The following is a 15546-nucleotide window of genomic DNA, read 5'->3' on the forward strand; positions in this document are numbered from 1 at the left end:
TCGCGCATGCTACCATATGCGCGTGGGCAACTTTGACGTCGACTTTGCCATCATCGGGTCGGGCTTTGGCGGTAGCGTCTCGGCGCTGCGGCTGGCCGAGAAGGGCTACAGCGTCAGCGTGCTCGAAATGGGCAAGCGCTGGCACAAGGAAGACTTTCCCAAGACAAATTGGAATTTGCGCAAGCACCTGTGGCAGCCGTCATTGGGGCTCTACGGCATCTTGCAGATCACCATGGTCAAGGACGCGTTGCTGCTGCACGGCGCCGGGGTGGGCGGCGGCAGCCTGGTTTATGCCAATACCTTGCTGGTGCCGCCCGACGTCGCCTTTGCCGATCCGCGGTGGGTCGGACTCCCGTCCTGGCAGGCCGCGCTGGCGCCTCATTACGCCACCGCGCAGCGCATGCTTGGCGCCACCGAGAGCGAGGTGGTGGTGGAAACCGATGAAATCTTGCGCGAGGTGGCGACCGAGATGGGCTTTGGCCATACGTGGAAGAAACACAACGTCGGCGTGTATTTTGGCGAAGCCGGCAAGACCGTGCCGGATCCATACTTTGGCGGCGAGGGCCCCGAGCGCACGGGCTGCACCAAATGCGGCGGCTGCATGGTGGGGTGCCGCTACGGCGCGAAAAACACGCTCGACCGCAACTACCTCTATCTCGCCGAGAAGCGCGGCGCGAAGGTAGAGGCTGAGACGCGCGTGGTCGACGTGCGGCCGGCGGGCGGCGGCGGCTATGAGTTGACCCTGGAACGCTCGACCGGCTGGCGGCATCCGCGCCGCACACTGCGCGCCCGCGGCGTGGTGGTTGCGGCGGGATCGTATGGCACGGTCAATTTGCTCATGCGCTGCAAGGCGCGTGGCTCGCTCGGTGGACTCTCCGGGCAGCTTGGCAATTACCTACGGACCAACAGCGAGGCGCTGCTCGGCGTGCGGTCGCGCAAGGCCGGCGTCGACCATTCCAAGGGCATCGCGATCACCAGCGGCGTCTTGGTCGACGACACCACGCATATCGAAGTTGTCCGCTATTCGGACGGATCGGACGCGCTGGCGCCGCTCGCAACGGTGCTAACTGGTGGTGGCGGCCGCGTGCCCCGCCCCTTGCGATGGCTGGGCAATATTCTGGCTCACCCCGTTCAATTTTTGCGTTCGGTGGTGCCGTTTGGCTGGGCGCGCAAATCGGCGATCTTGCTGGTGATGCAGCCGCTAGACAACCACCTCACCTATCACCTCAGGCGCCCGTGGTATTGGCCGTTTAGCAAAAAGCTCGACAGCAAGCATGGCGGCGGCCCACCCTCGCCTAGCTTTATTCCGGTGGCCAATGTCGTCGCTAAGCGCATGGCGCAAAAGATGGACGGCTATGCGCAAAACAGCGCCGCCGAGGTGCTGCTGGGCAAGGCGACCACGGCCCACGTGCTCGGCGGGTGCCCAATTGGCGTCACCGCCGATGATGGCGTGGTGGATCCCCAGAGCCGCGCGTTTGGCTACGATGATCTCTATGTGGTCGACGGCTCGATCATTCCCGCCAACCTCGGCGTCAACCCCAGCCTTACCATTACCGCGATGGCGGAGCACGCGATGTCACATGTGCCGCCGCGAGCCGTTCGCATCGACGCCCATTGGCGCGCTGACGCCGTGACGCGTCGCTAGTGTCGTGATTCGCTCGTCAAGGTGGGGTGCGCGCCGCTTGCCAGGTCAGCCGTTGCCATGGTTTGCCGCCGCTTGTCGCTGCACCAGATCGCAGGCAGCTGTAACCTACGTGGCAAATGAAGAAGGCTCCCGGCTCTCTCTCGACCATTGCCCTAGCCTGCCTGGCTGGCGGCTGCACGGTGAACGTCTACGCGCCACCGACGCTGACCTCGCTCGATCACCAGGTCCAGCCGTTGGCGCCAGGGCAAACCGCGGTGACGGGTGCCCTCGCCGACGGCGGCTCGCCGACGAATGTTGATACCGGGGAGCTTACCGCCACCGCAGGCGTCGCGCGCGGCATTTCGGAGCGCCTAGAATTGGCTGCCAGCGTCGCGGTCGGTCGACTGTCCGCGCCAGGCGGGCTCACCGGCGGCGGGCTCACCGACGGTGAAACCTATGAGCTGCTCTCGCGTTTCGGTGCCAAAGTACCCTTGCTGCGTGCGACCCACCAGCGTGGGCTCGCCATGAACGGCGTGATTGGCGCAGGCGTCGGCGGCGTTATCGATGTAGGCAGCGTTGCCTCGTTCGATGTCGGCTACAATATCGGCTACCAAAACTGTGTCATCACGCCAACCATCGCGCAGGGCTACTACCTAAGCTCGCCGCTGAGCCGCGAGACCATTCTCGCCCGCACATCCACCGACGATTCGTTCTCGGCGTATCAGATGCCGCGTACGCAAGGCGTCGTAACTTCGCTGGGGGTGACGCTTGAAACCTCGCGGCAGCGTTGCCTTCGCGACTCGGACCGTACGCAGATCGTGCTGCATCTCGACCATTGGATGCTGTCGAGCGCTGAGGACAGCGACGGGACGGCGCGCGCCGGCGCGGCCGTGCGGTATCGCTTTTAGGCGCCGCATGCGCTAGATAGCCTGCATGTCGTCTTCCGATGCAATCGCTCAGGTGCTCATCGCCACGCGCCACGACCTTGGCGGCTTTGAGGTCGGCCGGGTGCTGCCCAGCGCGGCGCGACGCATGGTCGGCCCGTTCATCTTTTTTGACCACATGGGACCTGGCGATTTCGCGGCTGGCCAGGGCATCGACGTGCGGCCGCATCCGCACATTGGGCTCGCGACGGTCACCTATCTCTACGAGGGCTCGATCTTTCACCGCGACAGCCTCGGCTTTGCGCAGAGCATTGAGCCAGGCGCGATAAATTGGATGACCGCAGGTCGCGGCATTGTGCATTCCGAACGCACGGCGCCCGAGGCGCGGATGGCGGCGCGGCGCCTGCACGGCTTGCAACTTTGGCTGGCCTTGCCACTGGCGCACGAGCAAACCGCGCCGGCGTTTGTCCATTACCCGGCCTCGGCGCTGCCCGAGCTCGAAGTGCTGGGCGCGAAGGTGCGCGTGCTCGCTGGCCATGCGTTTGGCGCGACGTCGCCGGTGAAAACGCTCAGCCCGCTATTTTATGTCGACGCCGCGCTGCCGAGCGGCGGCGCGCTCAAGGTGCCCGCCAACTACACCGAACGCGCAGCCTACGTCGCGATCGGCCGCGTGCGCTGTGGCGAAACCATTTACGACGCCGGCACCATGTTGGTGTTTGCTGCGGGCGAAACGCCAACCTTGCATGCCGAAGGCGGCGCCGCGCGCATCGCGCTTGTCGGCGGCGAACCGCTGGAAGGACCGCGCCTCATTTGGTGGAATTTTGTCGCCAGCAACGCCGCCCTAATGGACGCCGCCAAGGCCGCGTGGGCGGCACAAGCTCGCGATGCGTTTCCGCCCGTACCAGGCGAGACCGAATTTATTCCGCTACCTACGAAGTAGCTGCGCAAGCTCGGCGATCTCGTCGACAAAGATCGCCTGCGCATGATGCGGCGGAGCGACCATGCCGGCATCGCGCGCGGTATCGAGCCAGGCGCGCAGCGGCGACCAGAAGCCCGCGATGTTGCAGAACACCAGCGGCTTAGCGTGGGCGCCGAGCTGCGCCGCGCAGAGCACCTCAAAGGCTTCATCGAGGGTGCCAAATCCGCCCGGCAAAACGACGAAGGCATCCGCGAGCTCCATCATACGCGCCTTGCGCTCGGCCATCGTGACGACGATTTCTAGGCGTGTCAGGCCGGCGTGGGCCAGCTCGCGATCCACGATCGCCCGCGGCATGATGCCTATTACCTCGGCGCCACCAGCGAGTGCCGCGTCGGCCAAAGCGCCCATGGTGCCGATGCTCGCGCCACCGTAAACGAGGCCATAACCTTGCGCAGCCAGCCAGCGCCCAAGCTGCGCGGCAGCCGCCACGTAGGTGTCGCCAACGCCGTGTGCCGAGCCACAAAAGACGGTCACGCGGCGGGTTGGGTGCATGCCCTAACCAAACAGACTCGCGCGTGATTTGCAAGTCGCGGGACCGGCGTGCCACCATCGCCGCGTGCACTGGATGATCAAGCGCTTTGACGAGCTAGCCCGCGATGAACTCTACGCGATTATGGCGCTGCGTCAGCGCGTGTTTGTCGTCGAGCAGGTGGCGGCGTACTTGGACTGCGACGGCTATGACGACGACGCCGAGCATGTGTTCGCGTGGGACGAGCCCGCAGCCCGAGCCGATCGCTCGCCGCCATCGCAGCCGCTGCACCTGGCAACGCCGCGTGGACGCCTGATGGCCGCGTGTGCGCGCCTGTTTGCCCCAGGCATCAAGTATGCCGAGGCCAGCATCGGCCGCGTGGTCTGCGCCCCGGAATGGCGCGGTCAGGGCACCGGCGTCTTGCTCATGCAAACCAGCGTCGCGCGGCTTGATGTCCGATTTCCGGACTCACCGATTCGCATCGGCGCGCAGCGCTATTTGGAGGCCTTCTACGGCCGCTTGGGCTTTGTCACCCAGCCCGGCGCGCCATATCTCGAAGACGGCATCTGGCATGTCGAAATGGTGCGGCCAGCGGCGAATGCGCTGCGCCCCACGCGCGCCGCGACTTAGTCGTCGTCGCGATCGTTCTTCGAAGGCCGCGATGGGCGAGTTGGCGCCGGCTTAGCTGGCTGTGGCGCAGGCGGCGCAGGGCGCACCGATGGCGGCACCGTCGCGCGCGGCGGCGCTGGCGGTGGCGCCGTCGTCGATGGGCCTTGTGGTGGGCGAACCGGTGTTGGTGCAGGACGCTGCGGCGGGCGATACGTCGGTGGTTGCACCGGGGTTGGCGCAGGTGGCGCAGGCCGTACCGATGGCGGCACCGTGGTGCGCGGCGGCTCTGGCGGTGGCGCGATGGTGGTTGGCCGCACCGGTGTCGGCGCCGGGCGTTGCGGCGGGCGATACGTCGGCGGCGGGGCTACCGGCGTCGGCGTTGGCGCGGGGCGTTGCGGCGGGCGATACGTCGGCGGCGGGGCTACCGGCGTCGGCGTTGGCGCGGGGCGCTGCGGTGGGCGATACGTCGGCGCTGGCGCCACTGGCGTCGGCGACGGACGCGTTGGATAGGTCGACGGCCGCTGCGGGGGCACATACGTCGGCGAAGGTGTGCCCGGGCGCCCAGGTTGGGTCGGATATGTCGCCGGACGTTGCGGCGGCACATACGTCGGCGACGGTGGTCGCACCGCGGTCGGCGGACGGCCACCGCCTGGGTTGGAAACGTGCCAGCCGGACGGCAGGCGGTCGTGCTGCGACCAATGGCCCGGGTAATAAACGTATTGGCCGCTGCTGCTGTAATCGTAATACGGCTGGACGTAGACGTAACCCGATTGCTGGGAGACCCAGCGACCAGAAATCCACACCCATTCGGCGCCGTTCCAATGCCACGAGCCGGAGATCCACGAATAGCCGTGGGATGGGGCGTCCGTAATCGATTCGTAGAGCGGTTCGGGGGGCAAGGTCGAGACGTAGTATGGCGATGGCGTACCGACGGCCACCGAGTAGCCGGCCGTACCATAGCCGGCGGAATAGCCCGCGCTATAGCCATAGCTCACCGGACGCGTCGTCGCGACGCAACTGGTCGCCAACGCGCCCAAGGCGAGGGCGCCGAGCGCCTTACCTAGGGCCTGGGAGGCCGTAGTCAAGTGGAGCAGTTTGAGAGGCGTTTTCATGGTGACCTTCGCTTTCATCAGTGGCTAACACCGCAATGTTGCCACTATGCCGTAATACTATGCAAGCAAGATACCAGCTTCGGGGACCGCCTGCGCCCGCCAACAAGGCCTTGTTTCTGCTTGGTTAGCGCCCACCATTGCGCCTCGACGCGTCACACTGTGAAGGCGCTGCAACAGCGCCAGGGCGGCGCATTTGTGCGACATCGGGCGCTTACAGAGATCACGGCACATTGACGCCTCTGGGGCTGCCAAGTACTAAGGATCCAATGAAAACGGTCTTTTCTGGCATCCAGCCAACCGGCGATTTGCACCTGGGTAACTACCTTGGGGCCGTTCGCAACTGGACCGCCCAGCAGGAGCGTTTTCGCAGCATTTTTTGCGTCGTCGACTACCATTCGCTGACCCAGCAATACGACCCCAAAGAGATGCCAAAACGGGTGTTCGACATGGTGCTCGATCTGCTCGCGCTGGGCATCGATCCCTCGCGCTCGATCTTGTTCGTGCAGTCAATGGTGCCAGAGCACACCGAGCTGTGCTGGGTGTTTAACAATGTCACGGGCTTTGGCGACCTCGAGCGCATGACGCAGTTCAAGGACAAGTCGCTCACCCAACCCGACAATATTACGGCCGGGCTATTTGATTACCCCGTGCTACAGGCCGCCGACATCTTGCTCTATCGCGCGCAATTGGTGCCAGTTGGCCAAGACCAGGTGCAGCACATCGAGCTGGCGCGGCGCATCGCGCGCAGCTTTAACCATCGCTGGGGCAAGGTGTTTCCCGAGTGCGAGGCGCTGCTCACCGAAGTACCCAAGGTGGTCGGGCTCGATGGTAAGGCCAAGATGTCAAAGTCGCTCGGCAATCACATTCCGCTTTCGGCGACGCAGGGCAAGCCGCTGCGCAAGCTGCTAGCGCGCGCGGTCACTGATGAGAAGCGGGTTAACCGCGAAGATCCGGGCAATCCCGACGACTGCAACGTGTTCGCGTGGCATCGCTATTTTTCGAGTGCCGACGATCAGGCGTGGGTGCGCGAAGGCTGCACCACCGCGGGCATTGGGTGCGTCGATTGCAAGGGCAAGCTCGCCGATAACATCGAGGCACATTTTGCGACGTACCACGAGCGCCGCGCGCATTTTGTGGCGCGACCTGACGAGGTGCGCGACGTGCTTTACGACGGCGCAAAGCGCGCACGCGACATCGCGATGGCAACCATGGACGAGGTGCGCCAGCGTTTAGGGCTTTGGCGGTAAGATATGTCGGTGCTGGCCTTTGCGCCGATGGGCAAACACCGCGTGCTGGTCGCGGGCGCGACCGCCGTGGCCGCGTTTGCCTTGGCCGCCGCCGTGGTGGGGCGCAGTTGTCGGTGGAACACCAGTGCGCCCGAAGAGGTCGCGACGCAATTTGTCGCGGCGAGCAAGGCGCGCGACCGCGAGGCGGTGTTTGCGCTGTTGTCGCCTGCCACGCGGGCACGGCTCGCGGCGCAGGCGGAGCGCGCGACCAACTTGGTCGGCGGCAGCCGGCGTTATGAGGCGCTCGACATGATATCGATCAGCGAGACCGATCGCTTCGCGCCGGTGCAGGTCGGTGACGCCGTCATTCGCGGAGATCGGCGATGGTGCCGATCACCAGCGAGGCGGGCCGCAATGAGCTTAGCCTGGTCAAGCTAAACGGCGCTTGGTGGGTCGAGCTTGGCAGCTACGGCGCGGTAACGCCACAGGCGGCGCCGTGAGCGATGCCCTCCACGGCGGCCTCGCCGCGCTTGGCTATGAAACGCTGCGCCCGGGGCAAGCGCAGATCATTGCCGATATTTTTTCGGGACAACAGGTCGTCGCGGTGATGCCAACGGGCAGTGGCAAGTCGTTATGTTATCAACTGCCGGCGGTCGTGCTGCATGGCCGCGGCGAGGCGACCTTGGTGGTGTCGCCGCTGATTGCGCTGATGAAAGATCAGGTCGATGGGCTGCGCGCGCGCGGCGTCGCGGCAGCCGCGCTGACCAGCAGCGATAGCAGCGACGAGCGCGACGTCGTGCTCGGGCAGTTTTTGCGCGGCGAGTTGGCGCTGCTGTATGTCGCGCCCGAGCGTTTTCGCAGCCCGCGTTTTTTGGACGCGCTGCGCGGCATGAAGGCGCCGCTTGGGCTTTTGGCGATCGACGAGGCGCACTGCATTTCCGAGTGGGGCCACGATTTTCGCCCGGAGTATCGCCGTCTGGGTGCGGTGGCGCGCGAGCTTTCGCCGGCGCGGATCGCCGCGTTTACGGCGACCGCCACGCCCGAAGTTCGCGCCGACATCGCGCATCAACTCGGCATGGAAGCGCCGCAGTTTCATCTCTATGGGTTTGACCGGCCGAACTTGCACTTGGCCGTGGAGCCGCTGGCGCACCTCAACGAAAAGGTGCCGCGCATGGTCGAGCTGCTGCGCACGCGCGAGGGCGGCGTCGGCGTCGTGTACGCGTCGACGCGCAAGCGCGCCGAGGAATATCGCGACGCCATCGCCGCCGCGGGCATGCGGGTGGGCCTCTACCACGCCGGGCTTGGCGAGCAGGAGCGCGGCCGGGCGCAAGAGGCGTTCATGAATGGCGACGTCGACGTGATGGTTGCCACCAATGCCTTTGGCATGGGCGTCGACAAGAGCGACGTGCGGCTGGTGATTCATCCCGACGTGCCGCGCACGCTCGAGGCCTACTACCAAGAAGCGGGGCGTGCCGGCCGCGATGGCGCCGCGGCGCGCGCGCTGATCTTATTTGCCCGCGCCGACATTCGCTTGCAGCAATTTTTGATCGACAGCTCGGCGCCCGATGCCCACGTGCTGCGCACGGTGTGGAAGGTCTTGCGCGAAGGCGCGGTGGGGCTGGCGCAGGCGACGGCGGCGCTGCAGCGCGAGCTCGGCAAGGGCGTGCACGAGATGACCATCGACGCCGCCCTGCGCATCCTCGAGCGCCACGGGTATCTTCGCGCCGAAAACGACGTTTGGCTGGCCGAGAAGCCCTCACCCGGGCAGTTTGCCGATTTCGATCCCGAGCTTTACTCGCGCCGCGCCGCCGCCGAACACGCAAAATTCCGCCGCGTGCTTGACTATTGCGGCGCCTCCACCTGTCGCCGTCAATACCTGCTGCACTACTTTGGCGACCCGGCGTGGGCGCTGCCACAGACCACGTGCGGCTTTTGCGATCGCTGCGACCAAGTGGTCTATGGCCAAGCGCAAGGCGGCGACGAGGTGGTCAGCCACACCTTGCTCGCGGTGATCGCGGCGTTGGGCGGCCGCTTTGGCCGCAAGCGCGTGATCGCCGTGGCCCGCGGCACCGACGACGACCCGCGGTTGGCCGAGTTGCCCGAACGCGGCAAGTTGCGTCGCAACAAGCAAGAATCGCTGTTTGAGGCCATGCGCTGGCTCGAGCAGCAGGGCTACGTCGCGACCAGCACCGGCGAATATCCAACCGTCGCGTGCACGGCGCAGGGCCGCAAGTGGCTCACGCAAACGCCAACCGCTGGCGCGGCGCCCATGCCTTCTACGGCCGCGCGACGAGCTGGGAAATCAAGAGCGCCAAGATCGCGCCGATAGCGCCGGTGCGCAGCGCGCCCGAGATGGCGAGCGAGCGGCGGAAGGCCAAGGGGAACCCAAGGTCGCGCGCGTGGCGGACGTTTGAAAAAATGATGAAGCCGTAATACGCGATGATTAGCGCGACCATGGAAATGCCAAAAGGTGCGCTCTTCTTGGCAAAGGTCAGGCCGCCAATGAGCGCGAGCGCCAACACTGCGACAAAGACCAAGCGCATGCGCCCCTTGGGCTCAAACGTCTCGATCATCTGAATCTTCTGCTCCCGCGACAGCTTGATAAACGCGCCGCGCAGCATCCATTGCGACGCGATTACGAGCACCATGACCCCGACCACCGCGAAAACCACCGAGTCTTGCATGCGGCTGCCTAACACGAGGTATCCGCGGGCGCAAGGCGCGGCCGCGTCGCCGAAAATGAAGAAAGGCGCCTGTTGCTACAGGCGCCTTAGTCACTTAGTACTTAAATCCTAAGTCTCACTAGGTGTTAGTTAGGACATTGCCAGTCAATTATGTCGGTCTGCGGAACGGTTGAGCTAACGCACTTCCTCAGATAGCCCGAACCTGGGGTTGAAAACGGATTAACATACTGACAACCCAGAGCAACAGGGTGGCGCACGTAGTACGTCGCCACGTAGCCAGACGGGCACCCAGGATTTGTACTATCATTAAAAATCGTAAATTGGGCTTGCTTGATTGTGAAGGACCCGTTTGGTTCAAACACAGCGCCCCAAGCGCCGCAAGCCATGTTTTTCTCCATAAGCGACAGTGGGGTAACTGCGCACGTGTTGTTTTGATAACCCTGAACGTGGTTAAACCCCGCCTTAAGGTTGTTAATGCCAGCTGTCCCGATCGGATATGTAAATCCGTTTTCGCCGCTGTTGTTGCAGTTACGCGTGCAGAGGGCTTCGCTGTCCTCTTCCAAAACCAGGTCGTCTTCGGCGCTGATACAACCCACTAACGCCACCGCTGCGAACACGCTCATTATAATCTTCTTCATTTTGTTATCCTCCGACACTAAGACTAAGCAAGTCTGATGCCATAGGTAACTTGCTGAAATTACTTGCCAGATACGGGAAATGAAGTGCAAATAAGGCCTGCTGTGCTTTGGAGTGCACCTACCTATGGCGTCCAAGTGCAAATAGACTGCGAGCTGGCGGCGCAACGGATCCAACGAGTTAGCGCGTCGTCATGGTCAGCGGGAAGCGTCGAGTTATCCCACTCCCGCAGCGACTTGCCATTTCCGACCCAATACGAGTCCCCGCTAGCGGCGCTTCGTAGCAAGGACCACAGCGCGCTGACGTTGCGGCGGGAAAGGATGGGCGAAACATCGGTCGCTAGGTCCTCACCATTCCACACAATGACGCCATCTTCCCCAATCGACACAATCTGGCCGGATGCCGATGACGTCACCGCCCTGATGTTGCCTCGATGCCCAACTAGCGATCTAAGCAAGCGCTCCGCCGTCACATCCCAAACTCGCAAGATGCCGTCATCACCTCCAGCAATTAGGAGCGTTCCATCTTGCGAAAACTGCAATGCAATCGAAGACTGCTCTCCGTTGCTTAGCCTAGCCTCGATTGCACCGGTTGCTACGTCGATCACCAAGAGCGTACGCGGATCTTCCCCATCATGCACCGCTACCCACGGCTTGGTCGGATGGGTGGCGATGGCCCAGCTTGCCGTTTTTGAAACTCCGGGGATGGTTCGCAACAGTTGCCCCTGCTGATCCCAAACCTGCAGCTTGCCATCGCCAAGGCCCACGAGCCAATCGCGATCATTTAGCAAGACCGCTCGCTCTACTGGTGCGTTTGACTGCACAACAATCCAGCTGGCGGCGTCCGGCAAGTAAAGCCTAAACGTTGTGCCTCGTTGGGCACCCACCGAAATCGCTCCTCTATCGGAGAGCGACACGGACGGCGAATCGTCCTCACTGAGACCTGAATCAAGGACCTTTTCTTGGCGGCCATCGGCGCCAACCACATCGACTTTTAGAGGGCGGATGCATGACAACCGCTGGCCGAGGCGATTGACTTCCACACACCATCGACTGCCCTCGACTGGCACATAGCGTTGCACGTCGGTCGAGGCGAAATCAACTTTGCGAATCAGCCCATTGCCGTAGCCAATAAACAGGGAACGCCCAGGTCCTGCAACCACCTTGCTGACGCGGCTGCTTTCGTCCACCGTGGCTAGCAAGGTGCCATCGTCGGCCCACATGCGCACGGAACCCTCAATATCCGCCGTTACCGCCGTGCCATCATCAAATACAACCGCGCCCGTCACGCTGCTGGCATGAGGTATCAGTTGGAAGGATCCGCCTTCGAGTTGCCAAATTCGCGTATCACCCGTGCTATCAGCCGAAAACAGGAAACGCCCGCCCGCACTGAGCGACAAAAGAGTTGGGGGGCTGACATGACCCTTTGAAAAGAGCAAGGGATTTCAGGGTGTGTCCATCAAAGACTTCGATATCGTTTGGCATGCGATACGCCGCTGCAAAATACGCTCCATTTCCGCTGACCGCATATTGTAACGCGCCATTATGTTGGTGCGATGAAAGCGGCACTAGCTTGCCGTTTCTTAGCTGATTGGGGCCGTGGCCATTGCCAAGGATGAGGTTGTTTCCGCCAATGCAATCAATGTTATTGATGAATTCGCCGACATCAACTGAGACCTCCTCACCCGAAGGCATGCGTGTCGTCACGATGGTCGATTCCGCCGCATCGTTTAGGGTTACTAACGATGAAGCACATGAAGTCAAACCTGTCCCAGCCAAGCCCGCTTCGAGTGGTTTGCCGTCATTACTAAATTTGGCGATGCCCGCACCATACTGAGAATAAATCGCACCATCGATCACTTGCGCATCGAATACGGGTTCGGTGTACGGCCTGGCTGTCCACCGCGTGAGCCCCGTAGTGGCATCGAGCACCGCCACACTTCCGTTTTCAAAACCCGCCACCAGGCCAATTTCGGCGCGTTTAATAAACGTTACGGCGCTATCGGACACGGCTGAATCGGTTGCCCAAATGACCCGTTGCGATTCTGCAAGCGCGCGCGACGCCATGAAGCGAATGCCGGCGTCCATGGGCTTGCTGTCGAGGTATTGCACCCACGACTTGGCGGCTTCGCGCCAGTTGCCCTGGACGGCGAGATCGCGGCCTTTCTCGTAGCGTGCGGCGTCGAGCATGGCTTGGGTTTTTTGCCGTTGCGCCTCGGTGCGGCGGTTGGCTTGAAAGAGCACGATGAGGCCGATGACGAGTGCGGTGATGGCGGTAGCGAGCAAGGCGCGCTTGATACGGCGCGTGCGCTTGTCGAGCGCCACCGAGGCGACGCCGAAGTCGTTTTCGACGGTGGTGACGGCGCCCGGATAGCGCGCGCGCCACATTTGGTACTCGGCGAGGGCTTCGTCGCGCCAGAGCAGGCCGCGCGGGCGGCCGCGTTCGTGCCATTGCTTGGCGGCGGCGCGAAGTTGATCGCGCAGGCGCGCGCCCTCGGCGTCTTCGCGGCGCCATTTCACCAGGCGCGGCCAGGCCTCTAAGATGGCTTCGTGGATAACTTCGATGCGCTCGGTGCCGCCAGCGCCTTCTTGCGCGACGAGTAAGCGCGCGGTGACTAGTTTTTCTAAGACCGGCGCTGCGGCGTCGCCGCCGGAGACTTGCAACAGCTCGGGCCGGCTGAGGATGGCGCGTGTGCCGTCGGCGGTGACGAGGTGGCGAAAAATTTCGCGCACGACCGGGCGCTCGGCCTCGGTGAGCTCGGCCATGACCGACTCCGCGTGGTAGGCCATCGCGCCGCCGACGCCGCCGAGCTCGTGATAGGCCTTGCGCGACAAGCGGCGAAAATGCTTGTCGCGAAATTGCCACAACTGATAGGCGGTAAACGATAGCAGCGCGAGCGCGGCGGATTGATGCGACACCTCGCGCGTGATTTCGCTGACTAGTTCGTCGTCTTCAAATTCAAAGCCAACCTGGCGCGCCGGCTCGGTCAAGATGCGGCGTAAATCGTCCTCGGTCGGCGTCGTGAGCAAGTGCAGGCTGCCCGAAAGGCGGTCGCGCAGCGCCTGGATTTGCGCGATGCGAATGAGGAAGTCGTCGCGCAAGGTGGTGATGACGGCGGCCTGGCCCGAGGCGGCGAGCGCAAGCAGCAACTCGGCAAAGCGCTGCTGCTCGGCTTCATCGGCGCACAAGGTCACGAGTTCTTCGAACTGGTCGACGATGAGAAGCGGCATCGGCGCATCGACGCGGGCCGAGAGGCGCGACAGAATAACGGCCAAATCACCGGCCTCATCGCGCGTCACTGCGACGCCGACGTTGCCAAGCGCAAAGGCGAGCGCGCCGAACGGATCCGCGCCCGGCCGCATCAGCACCACGGTGCGCGGCTCGCGCATATTGGGCACGACACCGGCTTGGATAAACGAGCTCTTACCAGAACCCGATGGACCAACCACCGCGATAAACGGCCGTTCGTTCATCCGGTTGATAAACGACAGCACCTCGGCTTCGCGACCAAAGTAACGACTGGCGTCATTGGCCGAAAAGGTAGACAAGCCCATGTACGGCGACTCATCGCCGCGCGCCGCCTGCGCCGCCGCCTGCGCCGCATCGGTGCTGATGCCAAGTTGTTCCCACACCCCGCTGCGGCGAATCTCTAGCGGATGCGGCGACGCCATCATGCGCGCCTTGCCGGCCGTGGCGCCTATGAGCAAAAACAACTCGCGCGGCGCCCCGGGGCTGGGTTCGGCACATTCAATCGCAGGGCCAAGCGCGCAGACAAAGCCGCCGTTGCGGTCGATGACGACGGCGCCCGCGGGCACGTCGCCCAAGGTCTCGACCGAGCTGCGCTGCGGCCGCCGCAACCCCATCCAGCTTTCGACGCTGCCGGCATCTGCGACCGCCACGGTGTAATCGTGGAGGAACTTCAACGCGCGCAGCACCTGCCCCATGATGGCCATGGCGCCAACTAAGTACGTGCGGATTTCTTCAGCGGTTGCCTTCGCGCCTGGATCTGTCGCGCGCGCGGTAAGCAACGCATCCATGGCGGTTTTTAGCTCGCTGCCGCGCTCGAAGAACAGCTCCACCAGCTCGGGCATGGGGCACAGCGCGGGCGCCTTGGCAAACGGCCGCATGAGCTCCTTGGCCAGCGTCCACCACTGTTCCGCCGTTAGCGTGCCGGTGGAAAGCTCGCGAAATAGCTCGGCGACGACCGGCGCGTCGCTATGGCGCCCCGAGGTGCGTTGGCGCAGCGCGATGGCGAGCGCGCCGGTGAACTGCGTCAGCGTGGTGGTGGTTTGCCAAAGCGCGGCGCGCAGTTGCGCCGGCGTCCGCGCGGCATCGAGCGCGGCGACGCTTTCCGCCACCGGCTGCGGCGCGCCGACCAGCACCTCGTCGCGCGTGATGGGGTCGACGCTTGGCAGGTTCACCGCGTCAATCGAGAGCCCCGAGGCGTCGCGCAGCGCGTTTCCAAATTCGACGGCGCTGGCGTAGCGATCTTTGGGGCGCTTGGCCATCGCCTTGTGCAGCACGTCTTGGAATAGGTGCAGGGCCTCAGGCAATTCAGGAGGTTTTTTGCGCGCATGCGCCACCGCGAGTTCGAGCACCGTATTGCCGCTAAACGGCGTTTTGCCGGTGAGCAGCTCGTACGCCATCACGCTTAGCGAATAGACGTCGGTTTGCGTGGTAATCGGCGCGCCCGGCACCCACTGCTCAGGCGCCATATACAGCGGCGTGCCGACGCTGGTCGAGCGCTTGAGGCTGGCCGTCATTGGGGGCAGCGGCAGCTCGCCGCTGCTGTGAAGCGACGAGACCTTGGTCTCAAGGCCTATCGCGCGATTGAGCTCGCTGGCGATGCCGAGGTCGAGCAGCTTGGGAAACATGGCGCCGGCGCGCGCGATCACCATCACGTTGCCCGGCTTGATGTCTTGGTGAACGATGCCGTGCTCGTGCGCGGTGTGAATGACCTCGCATAGGCGCGTCATGAGCGGAATCGCTTTTCGGGCGGCAACGGGCCGTTCTTGCCGAGCATGTCGGCGAGCGACGTGCCGCGGACAAGTTCCATCGCAATCCACAGCGCGCCATCGTCTTCGGCGCCGAAGGCGTAGACGTGCGCGGCAAACGGATGATCGATGCGCGAGGCGAGGCGTGCCTCACGAAGAAATTGCGTCACGCGCTCGGGGTTTTCCGCCCCCGACTGCAAGGACATCTTGACGACGGCCTCGCGCTCAAGCGTCGGCTGGTCGGCAAGGAACACCGCGCCAAAGGCACCCTCCCCAATTTGCTCGCGGAGCACGAACTCCCCGACGCGTCGACCGACCAAGCTTGTCAC

At 63.8% G+C, this 15546-nt stretch carries 14 protein-coding genes; 7 read left to right on the forward strand and 7 right to left on the reverse strand.

Going from position 1 to position 15546, the window contains the following annotated elements; all coding sequences use genetic code 11:
* Positions 1–16 precede the first annotated feature (16 nt).
* The 3 genes from IPL79_11040 (at position 17) to IPL79_11050 (ending at position 3448) form a co-directional block, all read left to right on the forward strand.
* Complete coding sequence (locus IPL79_11040) at positions 17–1645, forward strand: GMC family oxidoreductase (GenBank protein ID MBK9071523.1); 1629 nt, start codon at positions 17–19, stop codon at positions 1643–1645.
* Positions 1646–1761: 116 nt separating this feature from the next.
* A complete protein-coding gene (locus tag IPL79_11045) occupies positions 1762–2532 on the forward strand; it encodes a hypothetical protein (GenBank protein MBK9071524.1) in 771 nt (256 codons plus the stop codon).
* A 16-nt stretch (positions 2533–2548) separates the two neighbouring features.
* Positions 2549–3448: a pirin family protein gene (locus tag IPL79_11050; GenBank protein MBK9071525.1), complete on the forward strand. Its 900-nt coding sequence runs from the start codon at positions 2549–2551 to the stop codon at positions 3446–3448.
* Here IPL79_11050 and IPL79_11055 read toward each other — a convergent pair.
* Entirely contained in the window at positions 3434–3979 is a 546-nt protein-coding gene (locus IPL79_11055) for a TIGR00730 family Rossman fold protein (protein MBK9071526.1), read from the reverse strand. The genes IPL79_11050 and IPL79_11055 overlap by 15 nt on opposite strands.
* Positions 3980–4052: 73 nt before the next feature.
* Between IPL79_11055 and IPL79_11060 the strand changes: the two genes are divergently transcribed.
* On the forward strand, positions 4053–4586 hold the full coding sequence (locus IPL79_11060) for a GNAT family N-acetyltransferase (GenBank protein MBK9071527.1): 534 nt from the start codon (positions 4053–4055) through the stop codon (positions 4584–4586).
* Here IPL79_11060 and IPL79_11065 read toward each other — a convergent pair.
* The gene (locus IPL79_11065) at positions 4583–5677 is read right to left on the reverse strand and encodes a YXWGXW repeat-containing protein (GenBank protein MBK9071528.1); all 1095 of its coding nucleotides are present in this window, start codon (positions 5675–5677) and stop codon (positions 4583–4585) included. The two genes, IPL79_11060 and IPL79_11065, sit on opposite strands and share 4 nt — an antisense overlap.
* 266 nt (positions 5678–5943) lie before the next feature.
* On the opposite strand from IPL79_11065, the gene trpS reads away from it, so the two are divergent.
* From trpS to IPL79_11080, 3 genes are read left to right on the forward strand one after another with little or no spacing between them, the layout of a single operon-like run.
* Positions 5944–6924, forward strand: coding sequence for a tryptophan--tRNA ligase (gene trpS, locus IPL79_11070; protein ID MBK9071529.1), 981 nt, complete (start codon positions 5944–5946; stop codon positions 6922–6924).
* A gap of 3 nt (positions 6925–6927) precedes the next feature.
* Entirely contained in the window at positions 6928–7341 is a 414-nt protein-coding gene (locus tag IPL79_11075) for a hypothetical protein (protein MBK9071530.1), read from the forward strand.
* 58 nt (positions 7342–7399) lie between these two features.
* Positions 7400–9232, forward strand: coding sequence for an ATP-dependent DNA helicase RecQ (locus IPL79_11080; GenBank protein MBK9071531.1), 1833 nt, complete (start codon positions 7400–7402; stop codon positions 9230–9232).
* Here IPL79_11080 and IPL79_11085 read toward each other — a convergent pair.
* The 5 genes from IPL79_11085 to IPL79_11105 all read right to left on the reverse strand — a co-directional run bounded on the left by IPL79_11085 (position 9180) and on the right by IPL79_11105 (position 15546).
* Entirely contained in the window at positions 9180–9587 is a 408-nt protein-coding gene (locus IPL79_11085; GenBank protein MBK9071532.1) for a hypothetical protein, read from the reverse strand. The genes IPL79_11080 and IPL79_11085 overlap by 53 nt on opposite strands.
* 125 nt (positions 9588–9712) lie before the next feature.
* A complete protein-coding gene (locus tag IPL79_11090; GenBank protein MBK9071533.1) occupies positions 9713–10225 on the reverse strand; it encodes a hypothetical protein in 513 nt (170 codons plus the stop codon).
* A gap of 122 nt (positions 10226–10347) precedes the next feature.
* Positions 10348–11511: a hypothetical protein gene (locus IPL79_11095; protein MBK9071534.1), complete on the reverse strand. Its 1164-nt coding sequence runs from the start codon at positions 11509–11511 to the stop codon at positions 10348–10350.
* 70 nt (positions 11512–11581) lie between these two features.
* Positions 11582–15289 (reverse strand): protein kinase, encoded by a 3708-nt coding sequence (locus IPL79_11100; protein ID MBK9071535.1) that lies wholly within the window; start codon positions 15287–15289, stop codon positions 11582–11584.
* On the reverse strand, positions 15196–15546 hold the full coding sequence (locus tag IPL79_11105) for a protein kinase (protein ID MBK9071536.1): 351 nt from the start codon (positions 15544–15546) through the stop codon (positions 15196–15198). Before IPL79_11105 ends, IPL79_11100 begins: the two co-directional genes overlap by 94 nt.

Source organism: Myxococcales bacterium, assembly GCA_016716835.1.
Classification (GTDB): Bacteria; Myxococcota_A; Polyangia; order Haliangiales; family Haliangiaceae; genus JADJUW01.